The 22,610-nt window shown below is 57.0% G+C and carries 18 protein-coding genes; 7 read left to right on the plus strand and 11 right to left on the minus strand.

All coding sequences use genetic code 11. The annotated features are described in order from the left end of the window. Positions 1–37: 37 nt before the first annotated feature. A complete protein-coding gene (locus ABIE02_RS04280) occupies positions 38–2,800 on the minus strand; it encodes a sigma 54-interacting transcriptional regulator (protein ID WP_144883888.1) in 2,763 nt (920 codons plus the stop codon). Positions 2,801–3,842: 1,042 nt separating this feature from the next. On the opposite strand from ABIE02_RS04280, the gene ABIE02_RS04285 reads away from it, so the two are divergent. After that, a complete protein-coding gene (locus tag ABIE02_RS04285; protein ID WP_336995004.1) occupies positions 3,843–4,304 on the plus strand; it encodes a hypothetical protein in 462 nt (153 codons plus the stop codon). Positions 4,305–4,500: 196 nt separating this feature from the next. Here ABIE02_RS04285 and ABIE02_RS04290 read toward each other — a convergent pair whose 3' ends face one another. The 3 genes from ABIE02_RS04290 to ABIE02_RS04300 form a co-directional block, all read right to left on the minus strand. Continuing rightward, on the minus strand, positions 4,501–4,938 hold the full coding sequence (locus tag ABIE02_RS04290) for a GNAT family N-acetyltransferase (RefSeq protein WP_336995003.1): 438 nt from the start codon (positions 4,936–4,938) through the stop codon (positions 4,501–4,503). 317 nt (positions 4,939–5,255) lie between these two features. Continuing rightward, a complete protein-coding gene (locus ABIE02_RS04295) occupies positions 5,256–5,912 on the minus strand; it encodes a hypothetical protein (protein ID WP_336995002.1) in 657 nt (218 codons plus the stop codon). Between the two features lie 2 nt (positions 5,913–5,914). Then, positions 5,915–6,982: a ParA family protein gene (locus tag ABIE02_RS04300; RefSeq protein WP_336995001.1), complete on the minus strand. Its 1,068-nt coding sequence runs from the start codon at positions 6,980–6,982 to the stop codon at positions 5,915–5,917. Positions 6,983–7,156: 174 nt separating this feature from the next. Between ABIE02_RS04300 and ABIE02_RS04305 the strand changes: the two genes are divergently transcribed. Further along, positions 7,157–7,834, plus strand: a complete 678-nt coding sequence (locus ABIE02_RS04305) for a type 1 glutamine amidotransferase domain-containing protein (protein WP_130589125.1) — start codon at positions 7,157–7,159, stop codon at positions 7,832–7,834. A 109-nt stretch (positions 7,835–7,943) separates the two neighbouring features. Continuing rightward, positions 7,944–8,684 (plus strand): nitroreductase family protein, encoded by a 741-nt coding sequence (locus tag ABIE02_RS04310; protein WP_336995000.1) that lies wholly within the window; start codon positions 7,944–7,946, stop codon positions 8,682–8,684. A gap of 49 nt (positions 8,685–8,733) precedes the next feature. Here the strand turns inward: ABIE02_RS04310 and ABIE02_RS04315 are convergent, their stop codons facing one another. From ABIE02_RS04315 to iaaA, 6 genes are all read right to left on the minus strand, one after another. Continuing rightward, complete coding sequence (locus ABIE02_RS04315) at positions 8,734–9,123, minus strand: hypothetical protein (protein ID WP_032617214.1); 390 nt, start codon at positions 9,121–9,123, stop codon at positions 8,734–8,736. A 146-nt stretch (positions 9,124–9,269) separates the two neighbouring features. After that, positions 9,270–10,181, minus strand: a complete 912-nt coding sequence (gene gsiD / locus ABIE02_RS04320; protein ID WP_032617212.1) for a glutathione ABC transporter permease GsiD — start codon at positions 10,179–10,181, stop codon at positions 9,270–9,272. A gap of 1 nt (position 10,182) precedes the next feature. Continuing rightward, positions 10,183–11,103, minus strand: a complete 921-nt coding sequence (gsiC, locus tag ABIE02_RS04325) for a glutathione ABC transporter permease GsiC (protein WP_032617211.1) — start codon at positions 11,101–11,103, stop codon at positions 10,183–10,185. A 47-nt stretch (positions 11,104–11,150) separates the two neighbouring features. After that, positions 11,151–12,689, minus strand: coding sequence for a glutathione ABC transporter substrate-binding protein GsiB (gene gsiB / locus ABIE02_RS04330; RefSeq protein WP_032617210.1), 1,539 nt, complete (start codon positions 12,687–12,689; stop codon positions 11,151–11,153). Positions 12,690–12,724: 35 nt separating this feature from the next. Continuing rightward, a complete protein-coding gene (gene gsiA / locus ABIE02_RS04335; protein WP_336994999.1) occupies positions 12,725–14,596 on the minus strand; it encodes a glutathione ABC transporter ATP-binding protein GsiA in 1,872 nt (623 codons plus the stop codon). Positions 14,597–14,606: 10 nt separating this feature from the next. Next, positions 14,607–15,545 (minus strand): beta-aspartyl-peptidase, encoded by a 939-nt coding sequence (iaaA, locus tag ABIE02_RS04340; RefSeq protein WP_077226638.1) that lies wholly within the window; start codon positions 15,543–15,545, stop codon positions 14,607–14,609. Between the two features lie 189 nt (positions 15,546–15,734). Here iaaA and moeA point away from each other — a divergent pair, with 189 nt between their 5' ends. Together moeA and moeB are read left to right on the plus strand one after the other, a co-directional pair. Further along, entirely contained in the window at positions 15,735–16,967 is a 1,233-nt protein-coding gene (moeA, locus tag ABIE02_RS04345) for a molybdopterin molybdotransferase MoeA (RefSeq protein ID WP_336994998.1), read from the plus strand. 2 nt (positions 16,968–16,969) lie between these two features. After that, positions 16,970–17,722, plus strand: coding sequence for a molybdopterin-synthase adenylyltransferase MoeB (gene moeB / locus ABIE02_RS04350; RefSeq protein ID WP_336994997.1), 753 nt, complete (start codon positions 16,970–16,972; stop codon positions 17,720–17,722). Between the two features lie 82 nt (positions 17,723–17,804). Here moeB and fsa read toward each other — a convergent pair whose 3' ends face one another. Further along, positions 17,805–18,467, minus strand: coding sequence for a fructose-6-phosphate aldolase (fsa, locus tag ABIE02_RS04355; RefSeq protein ID WP_032617204.1), 663 nt, complete (start codon positions 18,465–18,467; stop codon positions 17,805–17,807). 126 nt (positions 18,468–18,593) lie between these two features. On the opposite strand from fsa, the gene ABIE02_RS04360 reads away from it, so the two are divergent. Then, complete coding sequence (locus ABIE02_RS04360) at positions 18,594–19,493, plus strand: glycyl-radical enzyme activating protein (RefSeq protein ID WP_059308441.1); 900 nt, start codon at positions 18,594–18,596, stop codon at positions 19,491–19,493. A gap of 4 nt (positions 19,494–19,497) precedes the next feature. Further along, complete coding sequence (locus ABIE02_RS04365; RefSeq protein ID WP_336994996.1) at positions 19,498–21,930, plus strand: formate C-acetyltransferase/glycerol dehydratase family glycyl radical enzyme; 2,433 nt, start codon at positions 19,498–19,500, stop codon at positions 21,928–21,930. Positions 21,931–22,610 lie beyond the last annotated feature (680 nt).

The following is a 22,610-nucleotide window of genomic DNA, read 5'->3' on the forward strand; positions in this document are numbered from 1 at the left end:
AAAAAGTGGCGCGTGGGAGACAGGAGAGAGGGAGGGATTAAAACTCTTGATCTGCCTGAATAAATTCCGTTTCCAGGGTCAGAATATTGTGGATGTAGCACAGCTCGACAACGGGGATTTTGACACTATAACTGCTCTCAATGACACTAAAGGCCTGCCGCAACAGCGCCAGCTCGCTTTCAGGACACTGTCGCCCGGCGTAGGTGGTGGGCGAGGCGTTACGGATCAGCCGCTCAATCAGACAGCTGATGTGCACATAGAGCGCCACCTTGCGTTCGTTCGGCACCTGGCAGCCCGCCAGATGCTCATAGCGGAAGACAAATTGCTCCACCTGGTTGATGACTTTGGTGGTATCGAGAATGGTCACCGACTCAATCACCCGCCGCAGGGAGAAGTTCTTCAGCAGCAGATTGTTGATCTCGGCCACCTGCTCCACCGTGGCGATATCGCCAAAGATGCGCATCAGCGGCCGCGTCCCCTCCCCGGCAATCAAGGAATCCAGTGAGATCCACGGCACACCGGGCACCTGCGGGTCGAAGGTGCCAACAATCGCCAGCATGTCGTAGCGGTTAAAGGCCACCGCCCGTTCCTGGGCGTCGCTGAGCATCTCGTAGTCGCAGGCGATGATCTCAATGCCCAGCGCCTCCGGGATGCTGGCCTTCAGCAGCTGACAGAGATTGGCCGCCGCGCCAATCCCGGTGATGCAGGTGGTGAGAATAACCCGGGGTTTACTGGCCTGCGGCCAGAAAAGCTGGTGTTCCACCGGCAAATCCGCGCCGATCTCGCGGGCGATTTCCTCGATGTGATGTCCCTGGAGGATCCGCTCCCCGACATACAGCGCCATGCTGGTGGAGACGTTGTTCACAATCGCGACCGGCGTGGAGACGCGGCGCTGGAAGTGGCTGTGGATAGCGTTCAGCGACCCCATATCCACCAGAATCATCAACCCGGACGCCAGAGCATTGCTTTCGATGTAGTGCATCACCTGCTGGGCAATCGCCTCCGGCGTGACGTCGAGCGGCATGTCGAAGGATTCAAAGACCGTGTGTTTCAACAGGCGGTTCGCCACATTGGCGATGCTGCTGGCGGTGGCGTAGCCGTGGGCGAGGATCACCGCCCGGGTCACCTGGGATTGGCTCACCGCGCCTGCTTTATGCAGCCATAGCACCAGCAACAGCGCGTCGATCCGCTGGGGTTCAATATCGAGCTTTTGCGTCAGGGCGGCGATCATCGCCTGGCAAAAGCGGTACAGCAGGGGATATTTTTGCGCCAGGAAGTCATCCAGCAACCGGACCCGCTCCTGGCTCAGAGCTGACAGCGCACCTGGCGCGCGATGCACCAGATAGTGGCTCAGGGCGTAGATGCCATTGCCGTTAAACTGCACGTTGAACTGCTGCTCCAGCCGGTAAAACGCTTCCCGCACCTGCTGCGTGGTGAGCTGCAATACCGGTGAGGCGGTGGTGTCGCGATGATGAAACACCAGCCTGTCGAACAGGGTTTCGATCTCCTCCCCCATCCGCCGATGGACCTCCTCCCATCCCGAGCGGCCGCTGAGCACCTCTTCGTACAGGGCCAGCACCTGGCACTGGGTATCATGGATCATCCCCTGGGTGCGATCGTGAGCGCGAAGCAGCCACAGCAGGCTGGTTTCCGGCTCGATGGTCAGCGGCTCTTCTGCAACGGGCATTTCGCCCATCGTCGGGATCGCGGCCATTACCTTCTCCGGCAGATCCTGAAGGGTGACGCCAATCGTCTCCTGCCCCCGCTGCCTGGCCCAGGCGGCGGCGACCGCATACTTGACCACGTTTTTCAGCTCGCCTACGTTGCCGCGATAGGGCGCGTGCTGCAGCACCTGGCGCAGGCGGGGGGTCAGATTCAGGCGCACATTCAGCTTTTTCGCCTCCCGCCAGAAGAACTGGAGGATCAGCGCCTCTTTTTCCTGGCGGGATCGTGCCTGGAGGTCGGGCAGCGTGACCAGGATGGGAATGCGGCGCAGGAAGGTGGTTAAAAAGGTGCTGTGCAGCTCCTCAGTGGTGGCGAAGACCAGCCGCGTGCTGATGGGGCGGCCCTGAGCGGTCTCCCCCACCCGGTAGATCTCCTTGCGGTCGAGCCAGGTAAAGAGCTTCTCCTGGCCCTCGGCGTTCAGACGATGCACCTCATCGAGAAACAGCATGCCGCCGTCGGCGGCTTCGAATGCCCCTTGTTTATCGTTCTGCGCCCCGGTAAAGGCGCCTTTCACATAGCCAAACAGGTTCGCCGCCAGCAGCTCCGGGTTGCTGGCGTACTGGGCGCAGTTAAAGCTCACAAAGGGGGCATCGTCCGCCAGCAGCCCCTGGGAAATCGCGAAGGCGTGCATCAGGTTCGCCATGTAGCTTTTGCCGGTGCCGCTGTCGCCGGTGATCAGCAGCGGCAGGCCGCCAGCGGGATAGAAGAGTGCCGTTTTCAGTTGGGCAATGGCCTTTTTGAGGCTGCCGTCATGCCCGATCAGCAGTGCAAAGTGATCCGGCGGCGCCTGCCCGCTGTCGCCGTCGTTCAGCAGCTGGGCGATGCTGTCGTATTCGTTCCCGGCCAGGCCGAAAAATTGCTGGCTAAAGGCTTTTTTGTGCAGGAAGTAGACCGGACGGGTATTGATTTTGACCAGCTCCCCCTGGGCCACCAGCTGGTTCAGATAGTGGCTGGCGGTATTGCGTTTCAGGTCAAACCGCTCTGCCAGGTAACTGGCGGTGAAGACTTCGCTCAGGTTTTCGGGGTCGAAAAAATCGGTCTGATTGGCCAGAAAGGTCAGGATTTCATTACGCATGGCTTATCCCACGGCTGGAGTGTCATGGGGGGTATGATGCCCGCAAACGCACAGGCGAAGGGAGGACGACGCCGGGTTATGTGCGCTTTTGTGGGGGAGTGCACAGAATGCCTGAGGGGGAGATAGCGAGAAGGGCGTGCGCAGAATGCCTGAAGCGTGGATAGCGAGCAGGGAGTGAGCAGAATGCCTGAGGCGTGGATAGCGAGGAGGGAGTGCGCAGAATGCCTGAGGCGTGGATAGCGAGCAGGGAGTACGCAGAATGCCTGAGGCGTGGATAGCGAGCAGGGAGTGAGCAGAATGCCTGAAGCGTGGATAACGAGAAAGCTGAGGGTTAAGCGATCGCCACAAACAGTTTCCGCACGGACGATCTCCTCTCCCCTCTGAAAACAGGGTCAGGAATAGTTTCCGCACGGTCGATCCCCTCTCCCCTCTGAAAACAGGGTCAGGAATAGTTTCCGCACGGACTATCCCCTCTCCCCTCTGAAAACAGGGTCAGGAATAGTTTCCGCACAGTCGATCCCCTCTCCCCTCTGGGGAGAGGGTTAGGGTGAGGGGAACATGCGGCTCTGGTGGTCGTTCCGTTCACCTCAGGTTCCTTGCTGCTCTGCTACACCGGAACCGGGGAACGTGCCAGAGGGGCTTACCGCCTCGCCCCTGCCTTCAGGAAACGCCTCAGCGATTTCACCCGGACCAGGAAATCGCCGTAAGAATTTGATTATTATCTACTTTCTTCGTTACGTTAAAATTTTTGCGAGGCGCCTTCCGGGAATGATTTTCCCGGCTTGTCGCCACGAATTCCCCGCAGTATCTTCCTGATGCGCCTGCAAAATCAGGCGCCGGGATTGGAACCCTGACTGACTTTATCGATGACATAAGAGGCCTTATGTCGTACGCTTTGCTGCACCTCAATGGTGGGCTGGCGGGGGCATCGTAAGATGCGCCGGTATCCGATAAAGCCGGTAGTTCCAACCTCGCTCAGTCCACCGCCATGAGATTGGAACCTCTGACGGTGGGTTTAACAACTTTATCGGAGGCTGCCACTATGGCTACTACCCCAACCCAGGCTCAGGCCTTATTTAACGTACCCTTCTCTCACAACACCGACTTCACCGAGCTGGCGAACCATTGCGAACGCTTCGCCTATACCCTGCTGGAAACTGATGATCCGGCGGAAAAACTGGCGCTCTGCGCCCGCCTTTCTGCTTGCCTGGCGCTGCTGCAGCCAACGCTTAACGAGCCTATTCCGCCGCACCTGGTGGCGCGTTTCACCCTGACCGATCTGCCCTCCCGCTTGCCCGCCTTTGAACCGGAAAGCGAGTTGTTGGGACTGTACTGTCAGACACTTACGCAACTGCTTCTCAGCAACGCACTGCCGTGGGATATGGCAAAAGTAATGGAAGGGCTACTGTATGAGCTGGTGAACTTCTACGCCGACACGCTGAACGCGCCACGCTGGTTACTAACGCCGGACGGGCGCGTGGCGATTGATGCGTTAATTGACTGAGGAAGGTTAACGGGGGAATGTGCACGTGGTTGCCCCTCACCCTAACCCTCTCCCCAAAGGGGAGAGGGGATCCGTCCGTGCGAATATTATTTGTGAGGCTCCCTCCGCCTTCGAGGGAGAGGGGATCCGTCCGTGCGAATATTATTTGTGGGGATCCCTCAGCCTTCGAGGGAGAGGGGATCGACCATGCAAACCACTAAATCGTGATCCGATAGCGCACGTAATCATCCACCACTGCCAGCTTGTCGTATAACGCCCGGGCCGGATTGCCTTCCCGGGTCACCCAGTAGACCTTCGACCAGCCCTTTACGCGCGCCTCGTTGATAATGGCCTCAATCAATGCCCTGCCCGCCCCTTTGCCGCGCGCCGCGTCATCGACAAACAGATCCTCCAGATAGCACAGCGGCTGGGTCACCCAGGTGCCTTCATGCAGCACACAAATCGCGAACCCCACCACCCCTTGTTCGGTTTCTGCCAGTCGGCAAAACAGAGTGGAATCCGCAGACAACACCCGGTGCCAGGTTGCCAGGGTCACCGCCTCATCAAGGCCTGTGCCGTAAAAACTGAGATAGCCGTTCCACAACCTTAACCATGCTTCGTAATCTTCCGCTTTCGCCTCACGCACCTTAACCATCGTTGTTATTCCTTGTCTGCCAAAGTAATTTGATGATAACAAGGTTTGACTACTATCGGTGGGGAATCAGTAATTCGCTGGACAAGGTAACTATATAATTACACATAAGCTCATATAATTAGCCTCATAATTAATCAACAACTAACTTTAACGGTATGGATTCTCTCAGATAAAAAGTAAACGTAAAAACATCTTATATCCACTTAATAATCATCCTTCCCAATAAAATACAAATACTGGAAACGCACTTTTAATTTCAAATATAATTAAGCCATTTTACATATTTAAAAAAGGGGAATAAATCCCCTTCTGTTTGTTTAACGGAACAATGTAAACCTTGATGGACATCTACTTGCCTGAAATATAATATCAAAATAACCAGCTAGCCAAATTCCTTTTTGCGCAATCGATGGATTTTTACTACTGATACAACTGCTAATCAAATTTTCCAATGACTCACGGGATTCTTCATCCATCTCATTACTTACATAATTAACGAAATATAATCCATCATATTCTTTGCAAAGAAATTCAGGAATATTTTTTGTAGGGAAAAGAAGTTCCATCAAATCTTCAGAAATGACAATCCTCGGATAGATTGCCTTTTTACTTTCAACATTATAAGCTTCAATAAGCGCAGGGCTAAATATAAAACCAGAATCGCTATAATGCTTATTTAAAGCAATTCCGCCGCGACAAAGAAAACCACTTTTCAATAACATTTTTTGATATGATGATACAGCCTTAATAAATTGCTCAAACGAATCAACAGAAAATGGTTTGCTAATGACAATGGAATCAGAAAACTGCACTATATCGATATGAAATTCTTTAAATATCTCACCACATTGTAAATGACACGCATAAAGTTTTGTAAGAAGGCCTTTATCAAATTGATTTGATTTTTCTTGCTCAACAATATCTTTAAAACCTAAAATATCAATAAACGCGACATAATAGGAGGCAACATTCATTGTTAACTTCTCCTATCAAACTCAAAAATTGATTTGGCAGCTTTATCAAAAAGAGAACGGTAGTTATTTATTCTTCCTAGTGCCCCAGTCCAGTTATTTCCTCTCCATGGATCGCCGCTTTTGGTAATCAATGCTGTATCTTGCTGTTGAATGTTGAAAACTGCTTTGCCAACCTCTTGCATTAAAGGTGCAAGTTGATTGAAGTCAGGTATTTCTATAATAATCGCGTGCTCTTTTGATTTATCATCTAATTGCGGAAGATATTTCTCATCCCCAATCAAAGGTCTAATTTTATCGTCAATTTCTACTGGAATTCTATCCATCCACATCTGATATCCTGGTTTTGCTGCTCCGGCGAACTTTTTAAAGGCTTGAACTATACAGCCCAAGAAGGAAGGATTACCTTCTCGAATAGGGAACCCTAATTCTCTATATGTTTCAATAGCCTGTTCATGATCGCTGGTCCACCTATCAATAATATGGCTAAGAGTTGAAATAGCTTGCACATTGAATCGATCGGGAGCTACCGGTATAAAGAATCCATCGCATGCTAAAAAGAACGCTCGTGTTAAAGCACCTGAGCTAGGCCCAACATCAATAAAAACATAATCATATGAATTTTTGGCGGCAATCCTTTCCAAAAAATCACCAATAGAAACATACGTTCGCATAAGATTAGTACGATTGCTCATTCTTTGGACATGAGCTTCAGCCAAGTCATCCTCGATAGAAGATAAGTCGACTGATCCACGAATTAAATCGAGATTATCTGCAACCTGACAAATTTCAACTTTATCAAGGTCAATAAACGCTGAATCACCTTTAATCCTTTGATTAAGCACTTCAAGAATATCACTTCCCGGCAATTCTTTTACAGTATTTTCTTTTTCAGATTGCTCATCGAGTTGCTTTATAATCGTAGCCATGGCAATTTCAGTTAAGTTGCATTGAGGATCAGCATCGACCATCAACACTTTTTTTCCAGAGCCCGATATATAATTGCATAAATTAAAAGTTGTTGTGGTTTTAGAAACGCCACCTTTATGGTTATAAAGTGTAATAATTTTCATATATTTCCTAATGTCAAGTTTATGTAAATATTAATAGGAATCTACTAGTCATTTATAAACCAACTAACTTGTTACTAAAACTTTTCCAATGTTCTTCAATACCTACATTTGGATAAGAATGTAATAATAACTCTTCAAGACTGAGATTACCATCGTCTATCACCGGAGATAACAATGAAAGTATTAATGGTTCTCACTTCTCACAGTGACCTGGGCAATACCGGTAAGAAAACGGGCTTCTGGCTGGAAGAGTTTGCCGCCCCGTATTACATCTTCAAAGATGCGGGAGCCGAAGTGGTGCTGGCCTCCCCGGCCGGTGGTCAACCGCCGCTGGATCCCAAAAGTGATTCAGCCGATTTCCAGACCGAACTGACCCAGCGCTTCAAAGCCGATCCGGCAGCACAGCGTGAACTTGCCAACACCCTGAAGCTCGACAGCGTGCGTCAGGACGATTTCGACACCGTATTCTATCCAGGCGGGCACGGCCCGCTGTGGGATCTGGCGGAGTCACAGACCTCCATCACGCTGATTGAAGCCTTCAACCGCGCGGGTAAACCCATCGGTTTCGTCTGCCATGCGCCGGGTGTGTTGCGCCATGTGAAGGCCGCCTCTGGCGAGCCGCTGGTGAAGGGCCGTCAGGTGACCGGTTTTACCAACGGTGAAGAGGCCGACGTCGAACTGACCGACATCGTTCCGTTCCTGGTGGAAGATGAGCTGATTGCCCTGGGCGCTAACTACCAGAAAGGCCCGAACTGGGGCTCCTTCATTGTCGAAGACGGTACGCTGATCACCGGGCAGAACCCGGGCAGTTCCGAAGCCGTGGCGAAAGCCTTAGTGGCTGCGCTGCGCTAATCCCCCTGCCCGGCCGCTGGTCGGGCAATCCCCTCTGATTTTCGCATAGAGTGTTAAAGGCAAAACGGTGCCGGGCTGGTAGGCTTTTGCGCTTCACACCGGAGATGCTATGAACACGATTATTGACCTGTTTAACGACCATAAAAGCGAGCGCAGCTTTACCGATCGCGCCATTGATGACGCCACCCTCGAACGCATTATTAGCACCGCGTACCGCGCCCCCACCTCCGTGCATTCCCAGCAGGTGTCGGTCATCGTGACGCGCGATGCCGAAAAACGCGCGCAGATTTCACAGATCGCGGGCGGCCAGCCGTGGATTGCCAAAGCCCCGGTGTTTATCACTTTTGTGCTGGATATGTATAAAACGGAAGTCGGCATGAAGCTGGCGGGCAAAGAGCAGGTTGCGCATCAGAGCATTGAGAGCCTGGTGGCTGGCGCAACCGATGTGGGCATTGCCCTCGGTTCCGTGATGGCAGCAGCCCGCTCTGAAGGGCTGGGGATCGTGCCGATTGGCGGGATTCGTCTGCGTCCACTGGAACTGATTGAGCTGCTTGACCTACCGGAACACACCTTCCCGGTGGCGGGCGTGGTGATTGGCCACGTTGATGTTCCTTCGCATCACAAACCGCGTCTCCCGCTGGAGACCTTCCGTCATGACGAAGCCTATATTACCGACGGGCTGGAAGCCAAAATCACCCGTTACAATCAGCAGATGACCGAACACTGGCAGGCCATTAACCGTACCGACGGTGATACCTGGAGTGAAAGCGTGAGCGGTTATTACCAGCACATTTACTTCCCGGACGTGCTCCCGGCCCTCATTAAGCAGGGCTTCGGCGTAGATAAGTAACGTGTAAAATTGCCGGGTGGCGCTGCGCTTACCCGGCAACATGCCAGAATCAGGTTGGCATTGAGAAGGTCGTGACTTTATTGGTCTGCGGATCGATTGAGATAATGCAGATAGCGTAGTTGCCGCCAAGACGGTCTTTACGATCGGAAATGCGCAGGTTGTAGGTCTCGGAGAAAGAGGTATAGCCCGAGGAGTTGGTCTCGTTCAGCTTGAAGCCAACAATCTGTTCAAAATAGTCACGGGATTTACCCACGCTGGTTTTGCACTGTTCATTGGTGATGGTGCCAGGCTGTTTTGCCGCCGCGGTGGTTTGCGCACCGGTAGAGGATTTTGGCGTAAGGGCCGAATTGACCGCTTTCATCCCGTCACTCATGTTTTTCTGGAAATCGGCGCACGAGGCAGAAAGTAAAACCATGCCGCATAAAAGAAGCTTTTTCATTGTAATCCTTACAATATTTAACGTTATTTAACGGTTAATCATTATAATTTTTACAAAGAGTTTACTCCAGCAACCCTTTTATGCGGCATTTTATAACTCACTGAATAAAAATAGCTTTTCCCATAAGCTATACAAATATTGGTAGGTTATCCCTTAATTCTCGGATCCAACGCGTCGCGCAGCCCATCTCCTAACAAATTAAACGCCAGCACGGTAAAGAAAATCGCCAGGCTCGGGAACAGCGCCACATGCGGGGCAATCACCATATCGGCCCGCGCCTCGTTGAGCATTGCCCCCCACTCCGGGGTCGGCGGTTGCGCGCCCAGACCTAAAAACGACAGGCTGGCGGCCGAGATAATCGACACCCCGATACGCATGGTGAAATAGACCACGATAGAGGAGACGGTGCCCGGCAGAATATGGTTAAACAGGATTGTGGTATCGCTGGCCCCAATGCTGCGCGCCGACTCGATAAAGGTCTGCTGTTTTAGCACCAGCGTATTGCCGCGCACCAGGCGGGCGAAGGCCGGAATCGAGAAGATCGCCACGGCGATGATCACGTTCGCCATGCCGTTGCCCATCACCGCCACCACCGCAATGGCCAGCAGAATGCCAGGGAAAGCAAAGAGCACATCGCAGATGCGCATGATGATCCGATCCCACCAGCCCTCGTAATAACCGGCCAGCAGGCCCAGCACCGTGCCGATGGCCGCGCCAATCAGTACCGCAAAGACCCCGGCGGCGAGCGAGATCTGCGCCCCCATCAGCACCCGGCTGAAGATATCGCGTCCAAGAGAATCTACGCCGAACCAGTGCATCACCGACGGACCTTCGTTCAGACGGTCGTAATCGAAGTAGTTTTCCGCATCAAAGGGGACGATCCAGGGGGCCAGCACCGCCACCAGGATCAGCAGCAGGACAAACAGCCCGGCGGTCATCGCCACCGGCTGCTTACGAAAGCGCCGCCAGAATTCATGCCACGGGGTGCGGATCTGATCCGGTTTGAGTCCCGGCATGGCCTTTAACATGGCCTGCCGACGCCAGTTTAACAGTCGCATCTTACTTGTACCTGATTGCGGGATTAATGGCGGCATAGAGCACATCCACCACTAAGTTGATAAGAATAAACTCCAGCGAAAAAAGCAGCACTTCCGCCTGGATCACCGGGTAGTCGCGCATGTCGACAGAATCGACCAGCAAACGCCCTAACCCCGGCCAGTTGAAGACCTTTTCCACCACGATCGAGCCACCGAGCAGGAAGCCGAACTGCAGCCCCATCATGGTCACTACCGGGATCATCGCATTACGCAGACCGTGCTTGAGGATCACCCACTTCTCGCTGACCCCCTTTGCCCGGGCGGTTCGCATATAGTCTTCGTTCAGCACGTCAACGAAGGAGGCGCGGGTGAAGCGCGCCATCACCGCCGCCACCGCCGCGCCGAGGGTCAGCGAAGGCAAAATGTAATGCCGCCAGCTGTCCGCGCCCACGGTGGGGAGCCAGCCCAGCTCGACGGAGAAGATCTGCATTAGCAGCATCCCCAGCGCAAAAGCCGGGAAGGAGATCCCGGTGACCGCCAGCGCCATGCCCAACCGGTCCGGCCAGCGGTTACGCCAGACTGCCGCCACAATTCCGGCCATCAGGCCAAACAGCACCGCCCAGGCCATGCTGGCGAGGGTCAGCCAGAAGGTGGGCATAAAGCGGCTGGCAATCTCCTCGGAAACGGGACGACGGGAGACCATCGAGGTACCAAAGTCCCCCTGCACGACACTGGTAATGTAGTGCCAGAACTGCCGGTAGAGCGGCTGATCCAGCCCCAGTTGCTTACGCACCAGCTCGATGACCGTGGCATCGGCTTCCGGGCCGGCAATCAGCCGCGCCGGATCCCCCGGCAGCAGATGAACGAATAAAAAGACCAGCACCGCCACAATCAGCAGCGTCGGGATCAGCCCCAGCAGGCGTTTAATCACATAATTCAGCATGCACATTCCTCTCATCCCGCAGGCGTACACCTGCGGGAATGAGTGCTTTATTTCAGATCCGCGTCGTCAAAGCTAAAGCCGGTATCCGGCATGATGTAAAAGCCGGTCAGCGCCTTGTTATGCGCCGAGACCAGTTTTTCGACCACCAGCGGTATCCACGGTGACTCCTTCCAGATCGTATCCTGTGCATCCCTGTACAGTTTCGCTTTCTCTTCCGGTTGGGTGGTTTTCAGCGCCTCCGTCAGGTCTTTATCCACCTGCGGATTGCTGTAGAACGCGGTATTGAACAGGGTTGGCGGCCAGTTTTGCGAGGCAAACAGCGGCGACAGCGCCCAGTCGGCTTCGCCGGTAGAGGCCGACCAGCCGGTGTAGAACATCCTCACCCCGCTCTCTTTTTGCCCTTTGCCTTCCACTTCGGCGGCACGCTGCCCGGCATCCATCGCCGTGACCTGCACCTTAATGCCCACCTGTGCCAGCTGCTGCTGGGTGAATTGCAGCACCTTCTGGGCGGTACTGTGATTGTGCGACGACCACAGCGTGGTGCTGAAACCGTTCGGGAAGCCCGCCTCTTTCAGCAGTGCACGCGCTTTTGTCGGATTATATTCCCACGGATGATACTGCTGGGAGTACGCAATGGACGGTGGCACCACGCCCGTTGCCGGGGTCGCATACCCGGCAAAGGCCACCTTCACCAGCGCCTCACGGTTGATGGCGTAGTTAATCGCCTCGCGCACTTTCGGGTTATCGAACGGTTTTTGCGTGACATTCATGCTGATGTAACGCTGCATGATCGACGGGCTGGCGACCAGCTCCAGCTTGCTGTTTTTCGCCAGCAGCGCCGCCTGCTCATACGGGATCGGGAAGGCAAATTGCGCTTCGCCGGTCTGCAACATGGCGGCGCGGGTGTTGTTATCCACCACCGGACGCCAGGTGATGGTGTCCAGCTTCGGCAGCCCCTGCTGCCAGTAACCGGCGAACTTTTTCACCTTCACAAAGTCGGTCTGATTCCAGGTCACCAGCTCATACGGCCCGGTGCCGACCGGATGGAAGCCGATCTCTTTGCCGTATTTTTTCAGCGCGTCGGGGGAGATCATCGCCGTGGCCGGGTGGGCCAGAATATTGATAAAGGCCGAGAACGGCTCTTTCAGGGTGATTTTTACCGTGGTGGGATCGACGGCCTCGGTGCTGGCGATGTTTTTATACAGGTTATAGCGCTTAAGGCTGTTTTCCGGGTTGCTGGCGCGATCGAGGTTGACCTTCACCGCTTCAGCGTTGAAGTCGGTGCCGTCCTGGAACTTCACCCCGCTGCGCAGCTTAATGGTGTAGACCAGCCCGTCGTCCGAGACGGTGTAACTCTCGGCCAGCACGTTTTTCAGCTGCATCTCTTTATCGAGACCAAACAGCCCCTGATAAAACGACTTCGCCACCGCCTGCGACAGGGTGTCGTTGGCGTCATACGGATCCAGGGTGGTGAAGTTGGAGGCCACCGCCACCACCACGTCTTTTGCTGCGAAGGCCGGCGTGGCCGCCAGGGCTGCCGTGACGCTCGCGGCTAACAGCCATTTGCGAGCAACATATTTTGTCATTGTTGTGTTCTCCTGTTGTTCCCTGCTGTCGTGATTTATAGATGTTTAAAGGCATTATCCTGGCGCGGCGGTGCGACGAAGTGGCCGGGGCCAACCTCCCGCAACACCACGCGCTCGGTGGATTCTCCCCGCTTACGAATGTTGCCCGGCAGCTCGTCCTGCAGCAGCACCCGCCGGGCCTGACGATGGGCCGGATCGGCCACCGGCACCGCCGCCATCAGCTTGCGGGTGTAAGGGTGCTGCGGGTTTTCAAACACCGCCCGACGCGGGCCAATCTCGACGATCTGCCCGAGGTACATCACCGCCACCCGGTGGCTGATGCGCTCCACCACCGCCATGTCGTGCGAAATAAACAGAAATGCGATGCCCATCTCCCGCTGCAAATCGAGCAGCAGATTGATGATCTGCGCCCGGATGGAGACATCCAGCGCCGAGACCGACTCGTCGGCAATGACCACTTTCGGATTGAGCGCCAGCGCGCGGGCGATGCAGATTCGCTGTCGCTGGCCGCCGGAAAATTCATGGGGATAGCGCCAGGCGTGCTCCGGCTTCAGGCCGACACGCTCCAGCAGCCACGCCACCCGCCGCTGGGCGGCATCGCCATCCAGCAGGTTATGCACCCGCAGCGGCTCCATAATCGAATAGCCCACCGTCTGGCGGGGATCGAGGGAGGCGTAGGGATCCTGGAAAATAAACTGAATATCCCGCCGCAGGGGTTGCAGTTGCCCGGCCGGCAGGGTGTCGATGCGCTTACCGTTAAAGGTGATGGTGCCCTCCTGGGTCTCCACCAGCCGCAACAGCGCCCGTCCGGTGGTGGACTTGCCGCTGCCGGATTCGCCCACTAGCGACAGCGTCTCGCCAGGCCATAAATCAAAGCTGACATTTTCTACCGCATGCACTTCCCGCTTAACCCGGTTTAACAGGCCGCCACGCAGCGGAAATCGGGTGACCAGGTCGCGCACCTGTAAGATGGGTTCGCCGGGCACCACCGTATCTTGTTCGGTTTCGGCCTCCTGAAAACCCGGGTTCGTGAGGGAGATCAGCGGAAAACGGCGCGGTAAATCACTGCCGTTCATTGCCCCCAGCCGCGGCACCGCGGCCAGCAGCGCCCGGGTATAGGGATGCTCAGGCGAGTGGAAAATCTGTTCTACAGTGCCGGTTTCGACCGCCTCGCCCTGGTACATCACCAGCACCCGGTCGGCGATGTCCGCCACCACGCCCATATCGTGAGTGATAAAAATCACCCCCATCTCCATCTCGTCCTGCAACACTTTGATCAGCTGCAGAATTTGCGCCTGAATGGTGACATCCAGCGCGGTGGTCGGCTCATCGGCAATCAGTACCGCCGGACGACAGGAGAGCGCCATGGCGATCATCACCCGCTGGCGCATCCCGCCAGAGAGTTGATGCGGGTAGCGTCCCAGAATGGCGTCGGCCTCCGGGATCCGCACCTGCTCCAGCATACGTCTGGCTTCAGCCAGCGCCTCATCGCCGCTCAGCCCCTGGTGCAGGCGGATCGACTCGGCAATCTGCTCCCCCACCGGGAAGACCGGATTGAGCGAAGTCATCGGCTCCTGAAAAATCATGGCGATGTCAGCACCACGCACGCTGCGCACCTGGGAGGAACTGAGGGTGGTGAGATCGCTCACCTGGCCATTACGGCGGCGCAGCAGCAGGCTGTCGCATGCCACCAGCCCGCCGGACTGTTCAATCAGGCGCATCAGCGACAGGGCGGTCACCGACTTACCGGAACCGGACTCGCCGACGATCGCCAGCGTCTCGCCGCGTTTCAGCGAAAAAGAGAGGTTTTTTACCGCCGGGATCGGTTGCCGTTCGTCGGGAAAGGCGACATTCAGGTTGTGCACCGCCAGCACCTGCTGGCGGTCAAGTTCATCGCTGTGTGGCACCCTTTCCCCCTTATTCACGGTAAATGCCGGTGCTTGGCGTATCGCCGGCATAGCCCCAGGCGCGGTACATCCCTTCGCTGTTAAAGGGCAATGCCACGTTACCCTCGCGATCGACGGCAATCAGTCCGCCGCTGCCTTCGAGCGCCGGGAGTTTTTCCATTACCACCCGCTCGCAGGCTTCGGCGAGGCTTAAGCCGCCGTAGTCCATCAGCGCGGCGATATCGTAGGCGGCCAGGGTGCGAATAAACACTTCGCCGGTGCCGGTACAGGAGACCGCCACGCTGGCGTTATTGGCATAGCAGCCCGCGCCGGGCAACGGGCTATCGCCCACCCGACCGGGGAGTTTGTTGGTCATGCCGCCGGTGGAGGTGGCGGCGGCCAGGTTTCCGGCCTTATCCAGCGCCACCGCGCCAACGGTACCCATTTTCGTGGTTTCATCCAGCGGGGCCGAATGGTCAAGTCGGGTTTCATCCGCATCACGCGCGGCCAGCAGTTGCTGATAGCGTTCGGGGGTGGAAAAAAGGTCTGGCGAGACTGCTTCCATGCCGTGTTCGAAGGCGAATTTCTCGGCCCCCTCGCCCACCAGCAGCACGTGCGGACTTTTCTCCATCACCAGACGCGCGGCCAGCACCGGGTTGCGCAGATGGCTGACTCCGGCCACCGCGCCCGCTTTCAGGGTAACGCCGTCCATCACGCAGGCATCCAGCTCATGAGTTTCGTCGCGGGTAAATACCGAACCGATACCGGCGTTGAACAGCGGGCACTCTTCCAGCAGGCGTACCGCTTCGGTGACCACATCCAGCGCGCTCTCCCCCGCCTCCAGCATCCGCTGGCCGGTTTCTACTATCGACGAGAGCGCCTCAATGTAGCGCCTCTCCTGTTCCTGACTGAGCTGTGCGCGGGTAATCGCCCCTGCGCCGCCGTGGATTGCGATGACTGCATTCCCCATCTACTTCACCTTTACGCGCGTAATTACCGCTTTTTCTATAAATATCATTATTGTTGCAGGAACTTCAGATGATTTTTGAATATAGAAAGACGTCACTGTGATGTAAAGGCTAAGCCCATGGTGTCATACAGTTAAGGGCACTTTTCTGCCATAATGGCCGCCTTCGTTATTCTCTTGCTGGAGTGACCCATGGATTTTACCGCCGGACTGATGCCGCTTGAGACGGCACTCGCGCAGATGCTCGATCGACTTTCACCGCTGTCAGACCAGGAAACACTGCCGCTGCTGCACTGTTTTGGCCGCGTGACCGCCGCCGACATCGTTTCGCCCCTTAACGTACCGGGCTTTGATAACTCGGCGATGGACGGTTATGCCGTGCGGCTGGCCGATCTGGCGGCGGGTAATGCGCTGCCGGTGGCGGGTAAAGCCTTTGCTGGTCAGCCCTTCCAGGGCGAGTGGCCTGCCGGAAGCTGTATCCGCATTATGACCGGCGCCCCGGTGCCAGCGGGCTGCGATGCTGTGGTGATGCAGGAAGAGACCGAGCAGACCGACGACGGTGTGCGGTTTATCGCCAGCGTGAAGCCGGGACAGAATATCCGTCGCAGCGGGGAGGACATTACCCTGGGCGCGACCGTCTTCCCGGCGGGCACCCGGCTGACCGCGGCTGAACTGCCGGTGCTGGCCTCGTTGGGTATTGCGGAGATTGCCGTGGTGCGCAAGGTGCGGGTGGCGCTGTTCTCCACCGGTGACGAGCTGCAACTGCCGGGCCAGCCGCTGGCCGAGGGGCAGATCTACGACACCAACCGGCTGGCGGTACACCTGATGCTGGAGCAACTGGGCTGCGAGGTGATCAACCTTGGGATTATCCCGGACGACCCAGAAAAACTGCGCGCCGCCTTTATTGAAGCGGATCGCGTGGCCGACGTGGTGCTCAGCTCCGGCGGTGTGTCGGTGGGCGAAGCGGATTACACCAAAACCATCCTCGATGAGCTGGGCGAGATCGGCTTCTGGAAACTGGCCATTAAGCCGGGCAAACCTTTCGCCTTTGGCAAGCTGCCGGACAGCTGGTTCTGCGGCCTGCCGGGGAACCCGGTCTCTGCGGCGCTCACGTTCTACCAACTGGTGCAGCCGCTGCTGGCGAAGCTCTCCGGCAACCGGGCGCACGCCCTGCCTGCCCGCCAGCGCGTGCGTGCCGCCACCCGCCTGAAAAAATCACCGGGACGTCTCGACTTCCAGCGCGGCATTCTGGCGCGTAACGCCGACGGCGAGCTGGAGGTAAGCATCACCGGCCATCAAGGCTCGCATATTTTCAGCTCCTTCAGCCAGGGTAACTGCTTCATCGTGCTTGAGCGCGAGCGCGGCAACGTGGAAGCGGGTGAATGGGTTGAGGTTGAGCCGTTTAACGCGCTGTTTGGGGGCTAACCATGGCGGTGGAACTGAGCGACCGGGAGATGCTGCGCTACAACCGTCAGATTGTGCTGCGCGGCTTTGATTTCGATGGTCAGGAAGCGTTAAAAGCGGCGAATGTGCTGGTGGTCGGTCTCGGGGGATTAGGCTGTGCCGCAGCGCAGTATCTGGCTGCTGCGGGCGTGGGCCGCATGACGCTGCTCGATTTCGACACGGTGTCGCTCTCCAACCTGCAACGCCAGACCCTGCACAGCGATGCCACCCTCGGCGAGCCGAAAGTGGAGTCGGCCCATGCGTCGCTGATGCGCATCAACCCTAACGTGCAGTTCACCCTGCTGAATGCCCTGCTGGATGAACCTTCGCTGTTGGCGCAGATTGCCCATCACGATCTGGTGCTGGATTGCACCGATAACGTCGCTATTCGTAATCAGCTTAACGCGGGCTGTTTTGTCCATAAAACCCCGCTGGTCTCCGGGGCGGCGATCCGCATGGAAGGACAGGTAAGTGTCTTTACCTATGCCGAAGGCGAACCCTGCTACCGCTGCCTGAGCCGCCTGTTTGGCGAAAACACCCTGACCTGCGTCGAGGCCGGCGTGATGGCGCCGTTGGTGGGGGTGATCGGGTCGATGCAGGCGATGGAGACCATTAAGGTGTTGACCCGGTACGGCACGCCCGCGGCGGGAAAAATCGTGATGTACGACGCCATGACCTGCCAGTTCCGCGAGATGAAGCTGATGCGTCATCCCGGGTGTGAGGTGTGCGGAGGTTAAAGCAAACGGCAACCTGAAGGTTGCCGTTTTAGTGTTTTCTCCCTGTGGGAGAGGGTTGGGGTGAGGGCATCAGGCCGCCCCATCAAATCGACGTCCGTCCGAACGCCCCCTGCCAGTCCTGCTCAAACTTCGCAATCGCTGCATCCACTGCCGGAGAGGTAATTAACTGCTGGGCCACGTCCAGTGGCAGGGTGATGGACTCACAGCCCGCCAGCAGGCAATCCAGCGCCTGGCGCGGGGTTTTGAAGCTCGCCGCCAGCACTTTTGACTGCGGCACGTGGAGCGTCAGCAGCTGCTGTAGCTCGGCCACCGTCTGGATCCCATCTCCACCCTGCGCATCCACGCGGTTCACATAGGGGGCGACATACTCCGCGCCCGCCAGCGCCGCCATCATCCCCTGCGCCGCGCTGTAGACCGCTGTCCCCAGGGTCGGCACCCCTTGCGCTTTCAGCATTTTGATCGCCGCCAGCCCTTCCGCTGTGACGGGCACTTTTACCACCAGATCCGCAACGATGGCGCGCAGCTTGAGGGCATCTTCCACCATCCCTTCTGCGGTCGTCGCCATGACCTGAGCAAACAGGCGGCCCTGACCCCCCATCGCCTCCTGCAGCTGAGGCAGTAACACCTCCAGCGGCGTTTTACCTGCGGCAACAATGCTTGGGTTGGTGGTTACGCCTGCCAGCGGCAACACGCGGGCCAGTTTTTTAACAGCCAGAACATCAGATGTGTCGAGATACAGTTCCATGATGGGGTCCTCAAAAATGACGATGCCGTAACCCTACACGGCAAAACCTGCGTCGGGGTTGATTTGCGTCAAGATAACTTTCATTCGAAAGTCATTTAATCTTCATACGCAACAAGAGGCGACATTATGATCTTCAACATTCAGCGTTACTCGACACATGACGGCCCCGGTATTCGTACCGTGGTATTTATGAAAGGCTGCTCGCTGGGCTGCCGCTGGTGTCAGAACCCGGAAAGCCGTGCGCGGTCGCGGGACCTGCTGTTCGACACTCGCCTGTGCCTGGAGGGGTGCAACCTCTGTCAGCAGGTGGCGCCTGATGTCATTGACCGGACGCTGAATGGGCTGGTGATCCACCGCGAAAAACTCGACGATAACTGTCTGGATGCCCTCACCCACTGCTGCCCAACCCAGGCACTGACCGTCTGCGGAGAAGAAAAGCAGGTGGAGGAGATCATGTCCACTGTGCTGCGCGATAAGCCGTTTTACGATCGCAGCGGCGGCGGGATGACCCTCTCCGGCGGCGAGCCATTCATGAACCCGGACCTGGCGCGCCAGCTGTTTCAGGCCAGCCATGAGCAGGGGATCCACACCGCGGTGGAAACCTGCCTGCATGTCCCCTGGCACTATATCGAGCCGTCGTTACCCTATATCGATCTGTTTCTCGCCGACCTGAAGCATGTCGATGGCGCGGTCTTTAAGCAGTGGACGGACGGCTCTGCGAAACGGGTGCTGGATAACCTCAAGCGCCTGGCCGCGGCCGGAAAACCGCTCACTATTCGCGTGCCGCTGATCCCGGGCTTTAACGCCGATGAAGCCTCGATTACCGCCATCACCAATTTTGCCGCCGACGAACTGAACGTCCACGACATCCATTTTCTGCCGTACCACACACTTGGCATGAACAAATACACCCTGCTCGGCCAACCCTACTCTGCCCCAGATAAACCGCTCGATAATCCTGCATTACTGGACTTTGCCCGGCAGTATGCCGCCCAGAAAGGGTTAACCGCGACCTTACGAGGATAATGTTATGACACAGCTGAATCTTACTACCCTGAGCGATCGCATTAAGGCGCACAAAACGGCTCTGGTCCACATCGTTAAGCCGCCGGTCTGTACCGAGCGTGCGCAGCACTACACCGAAATGTACCAGCAGCATATGGATAAGCCGATCCCGGTACGTCGTGCGCTGGCGCTGGCGCACCACCTGGCGCAGCGCACTATCTGGATCAAACATGACGAGCTGATCATCGGCAACCAGGCAAGCGAAGTGCGCGCCGCGCCGATCTTCCCGGAATATACCGTCTCGTGGATTGAAAAAGAGATCGACGACCTGGCCGACCGTCCGGGCGCGGGCTTTGCGGTGAGCGAAGAGAACAAACGTGTGCTGCATGAACTCTGCCCGTGGTGGCGCGGCCAGACGGTTCAGGATCGCTGCTACGGCATGTTCACCGATGAGCAGAAAGGGTTGCTGGGGACCGGGATTATCAAAGCGGAAGGCAATATGACCTCCGGCGATGCGCATCTGGCGGTGAACTTCCCGCTGCTGCTGGAAAAAGGGCTCGACGGCCTGCGCGCAAAAGTGGCCGAACGCCGCTCGCGCATCAACCTGACGGTGCTGGAAGACCTGCACGGCGACCAGTTCCTGAAAGCGATTGATATCGTCCTGGACGCGGTGAGCCTGCATATCAAACGCTTTGCCGATCTGGCCCGTGAGATGGCCTCGACCGAAACCCGCGAAAGCCGCCGCGACGAGCTGCTGGCGATGGCGGAAAACTGCGATGTTATCGCCCACGAGCCACCAAAAACCTTCTGGCAGGCGCTGCAGCTGTGCTATTTCATCCAGTTGATCCTGCAGATTGAGTCCAACGGCCACTCGGTGTCGTTTGCCCGTATGGACCAGTATCTCTACCCGTACTACCGTCGTGACGTGGAGCTGAACCAGTCCCTGGATCGCGAGCACGCCATTGAGCTGCTGCACAGCTGCTGGCTGAAGCTGCTTGAAGTGAACAAGATCCGCTCCGGCTCTCACTCTAAAGCCTCTGCCGGTAGCCCGCTGTACCAGAACGTTACCATCGGCGGCCAGGTGCTGGTCAATGACGTGCCTATGGATGCGGTCAATCAGCTCTCCTATGCGATTCTGGAGTCCTGCGGGCGTCTGCGCTCCACCCAGCCGAACCTGAGCGTGCGCTACCATGCGGGCATGAGCAATGACTTCCTCGACGCCTGCGTGCAGGTGATCCGCTGCGGCTTCGGGATGCCTGCCTTTAACAACGATGAGATTGTCATTCCTGAGTTCATCAAACTCGGCATCGAAAAAGCGGATGCCTACGATTACGCTGCCATCGGCTGCATCGAAACCGCCGTCGGCGGCAAGTGGGGCTACCGCTGCACCGGGATGAGCTTTATCAACTTTGCCCGCGTGATGCTGGCGGCGATGGAAGGTGGCCGCGACGCCACCAGCGGCAACGTGTTCCTGCCGCAGGAAAAAGCGCTGTCGGCGGGCAATTTCAACACCTTCGACGAGGTGATGGCCGCCTGGGATAACCAGATTAAATACTACACCCGTAAATCCATCGAGATTGAGTACGTGGTGGACACCATGCTGGAAGAGAACGTGCATGACATTCTCTGCTCGGCGCTGGTAGACGACTGCATTGAACGCGCGAAGAGCATCAAGCAGGGTGGCGCGAAATACGACTGGGTATCCGGCCTGCAGGTAGGCATCGCCAACCTCGGCAACAGCCTGGCGGCGGTGAAGAAACTGGTCTTCGACCAGGGCGCGATTGGTCAGCAGCAGCTGGCGGCGGCACTGGCCGATGATTACGAAGGGCTAACCCACGAGCAGCTGCGCCAGCGTCTGATCAACGGCGCACCGAAGTACGGTAATGATGATGACAGCGTGGATCTGCTGCTGGCGCGGGCTTATCAGACCTACATCGAAGAGCTGAAGCAGTACCATAACCCGCGTTACGGCCGCGGCCCGATTGGCGGGAATTACTACGCCGGGACGTCGTCTATCTCTGCCAACGTGCCGTTTGGGGCGGCCACCATGGCGACCCCGGATGGACGTAAAGCGCACACCCCTCTCGCGGAAGGGGCCAGTCCGGCTTCCGGCACTGACCATCTGGGGCCAACCGCGGTTATTGGCTCTGTCGGGAAACTGCCGACCGAAGCGATCCTCGGTGGCGTGCTGCTGAACCAGAAACTTAACCCGGCGACGCTGGATAATGACAGCGACCGCCAGAAGCTGATGGTGCTGCTGCGTACCTTCTTCGAGGTGCATAAAGGCTGGCACATCCAGTACAACATCGTCTCCCGCGAAACGCTGCTGGAAGCGAAAAAACACCCGGACCAGTATCGTGATCTGGTGGTGCGTGTGGCGGGGTATTCTGCGTTCTTCACCGCCCTGTCACCGGATGCGCAGGACGATATTATTGCGCGTACCGAGCATACGTTGTAACGGTGTATCCCCTCTCCCTTGCGGGTGAGGGGGAAATGCGCACGCTGATGCCCTCACCCCGGCTCTCTCCCACGGGGAGAGGGAAAACACTAAAAACGGCAACCTGGGTTGTAATGACAGTCAGCTAAGCAACTCGGTATTTCTGAATGACTGAAGTGGACAGGTTCCGTTCACTACAGCACCTCTGCTTTATGCCCCCTCCGCTGCGGTGAACGTGCCAGGGGGGCTCGCCGCCTCCCCCCTGGCTACCCCGGCTCCCGGCCAGGAAAATCGCCGCTTCGCGGTGCACTCAGCTTATTCCTTCAGGCTTTCGGGTCGGGCACCAGCCTGCATCCCTGCAGGCTATGCCCTCTCGGCGCGTCCCTGCGCCTCGCCCCGGCCTTACGGAAACGCTTCGTCGATTTTCAGCCGGACTCACGCTCCCTCACGCTTCGCAGTCGTCTGAAAGGGGCACCGGTGTTGAGTCCCCGCTGAAACCGGCGAACCGGAGACCGGATGACAAGGGCTGGACGCCAGGGATGGCAGCCAGAGGCGAATCGAGACAGGATGTCGAGTTGAGCCGACCGCAGGCAGCCGGTCGGGAGGTGAGCGCAGTGCGAAGCACCGGTTTCATTGCGGGGCCGCGGGGATTGACAAGGGGGGCCCGGCGGCCCCCCTTGTCACGTTCACGGGTTGTGGAA

It is taken from the genome of Leclercia sp. 1548, from assembly GCF_050435045.1.
GTDB lineage: Bacteria > Pseudomonadota > Gammaproteobacteria > Enterobacterales > Enterobacteriaceae > Enterobacter > Enterobacter adecarboxylatus.

Excerpts from the sequence above, each read along its gene's own strand:
- ABIE02_RS04280 (WP_144883888.1), bottom strand. The coding sequence starts at position 2,800 with ATGCGTAATGAAATCCTGACCTTTCTGGCCAATCAGACCGATTTTTTC.
- ABIE02_RS04285 (WP_336995004.1), top strand. The coding sequence starts at position 3,843 with ATGGCTACTACCCCAACCCAGGCTCAGGCCTTATTTAACGTACCCTTC.
- ABIE02_RS04290 (WP_336995003.1), bottom strand. The coding sequence starts at position 4,938 with ATGGTTAAGGTGCGTGAGGCGAAAGCGGAAGATTACGAAGCATGGTTA.
- ABIE02_RS04295 (WP_336995002.1), bottom strand. The coding sequence starts at position 5,912 with ATGAATGTTGCCTCCTATTATGTCGCGTTTATTGATATTTTAGGTTTT.
- ABIE02_RS04300 (WP_336995001.1), bottom strand. The coding sequence starts at position 6,982 with ATGAAAATTATTACACTTTATAACCATAAAGGTGGCGTTTCTAAAACC.
- ABIE02_RS04305 (WP_130589125.1), top strand. The coding sequence starts at position 7,157 with ATGAAAGTATTAATGGTTCTCACTTCTCACAGTGACCTGGGCAATACC.
- ABIE02_RS04310 (WP_336995000.1), top strand. The coding sequence starts at position 7,944 with ATGAACACGATTATTGACCTGTTTAACGACCATAAAAGCGAGCGCAGC.
- ABIE02_RS04315 (WP_032617214.1), bottom strand. The coding sequence starts at position 9,123 with ATGAAAAAGCTTCTTTTATGCGGCATGGTTTTACTTTCTGCCTCGTGC.
- gsiD (WP_032617212.1), bottom strand. The coding sequence starts at position 10,181 with ATGCGACTGTTAAACTGGCGTCGGCAGGCCATGTTAAAGGCCATGCCG.
- gsiC (WP_032617211.1), bottom strand. The coding sequence starts at position 11,103 with ATGCTGAATTATGTGATTAAACGCCTGCTGGGGCTGATCCCGACGCTG.
- gsiB (WP_032617210.1), bottom strand. The coding sequence starts at position 12,689 with ATGACAAAATATGTTGCTCGCAAATGGCTGTTAGCCGCGAGCGTCACG.
- iaaA (WP_077226638.1), bottom strand. The coding sequence starts at position 15,545 with ATGGGGAATGCAGTCATCGCAATCCACGGCGGCGCAGGGGCGATTACC.
- moeA (WP_336994998.1), top strand. The coding sequence starts at position 15,735 with ATGGATTTTACCGCCGGACTGATGCCGCTTGAGACGGCACTCGCGCAG.
- moeB (WP_336994997.1), top strand. The coding sequence starts at position 16,970 with ATGGCGGTGGAACTGAGCGACCGGGAGATGCTGCGCTACAACCGTCAG.
- fsa (WP_032617204.1), bottom strand. The coding sequence starts at position 18,467 with ATGGAACTGTATCTCGACACATCTGATGTTCTGGCTGTTAAAAAACTG.
- ABIE02_RS04360 (WP_059308441.1), top strand. The coding sequence starts at position 18,594 with ATGATCTTCAACATTCAGCGTTACTCGACACATGACGGCCCCGGTATT.
- ABIE02_RS04365 (WP_336994996.1), top strand. The coding sequence starts at position 19,498 with ATGACACAGCTGAATCTTACTACCCTGAGCGATCGCATTAAGGCGCAC.